The sequence below is a fragment of the Xenorhabdus innexi genome (assembly GCF_002632485.1).
Lineage (GTDB): Bacteria > Pseudomonadota > Gammaproteobacteria > Enterobacterales > Enterobacteriaceae > Xenorhabdus > Xenorhabdus innexi.
The window spans coordinates 1-851 of the sequence record NZ_NIBU01000205.1; the positions used below are offsets into that span (position 1 = coordinate 1).

Genomic DNA, 851 nt, shown 5'->3' on the forward strand with positions numbered 1-851 from the left:
TACGGAACTGGAGCACTCCGGCGATTTGATGGGGGATAACTGGGCGACAAAAATCACCTGCATTGGCGGGCGATATCAGAAAGTGGAGAAGAAAAAGGAAGGCAAGAAAGACAGCAAGAAAAAGGAGAAAAAAGAGGAGAAGAAAGATGCAAAATCCAACCCTGCTTGAGGTGCTGGACAGAAAAGCCGAAAACGAACGCCTTGATATTCACACCGCCTTACCTGCCAGAGTCGTCTCATTTAACGGTCATATTGCCACTATCGAACTGATGATCACCCAGCGGCTCAGTGATGGCGCCGTGATTGAGTTGCCGCCATTGGTGGATGTGCCGGTTCAGTTTCCACGGGCGGGCGGGTTCTGTTTCACCGTGCCAGTAAAAGCCGGTGATGAGGGGCTGGCGATTTTCTCAGAGCGCTGCATTGATGGCTGGTATGCCACCGGTAATAAATCCGTGCCGCTGGATGCGCGATTGCATGATTATTCCGATGCCTGTTTTATTCCGGGGATTTGCAGCCAACCAAAGAAAATCCCTGATTTTTTTCATGGCGGTGCATCCATGCAAACGGATGATGGAGAAACATTCATTCGCCTGTCAGAAGGCAAGATTCACATTAAAGGTGAAGTGCTGCACGAAGGTAGTAGCAAGCAGATAGGCCAGCACGAACAGGCCGGAAACTGGAACCAGACCCAAGGCAACAGTGAATCCAACGGCACCATCAGCGCCGCGAAAGTGATTGGTGGCGGTGTAGACCTTGAAAACCACACCCACCCTGATTCACACGGCGGCAATACCGGGAGGCCGAATAAATGAGAGTACGACGACTGGATAATCACCACGACTGGACATTCG

Annotated in this window: 1 protein-coding gene; it reads left to right on the top strand. The window is 51.2% G+C overall.

From position 1 onward, the window contains the following. The first annotated feature begins 146 nt into the window (after positions 1–146). The gene (locus tag Xinn_RS21095) at positions 147–812 is read left to right on the top strand and encodes a Gp138 family membrane-puncturing spike protein (protein ID WP_086956372.1); all 666 of its coding nucleotides are present in this window, start codon (positions 147–149) and stop codon (positions 810–812) included. The last annotated feature ends 39 nt before the right edge of the window (positions 813–851 follow it).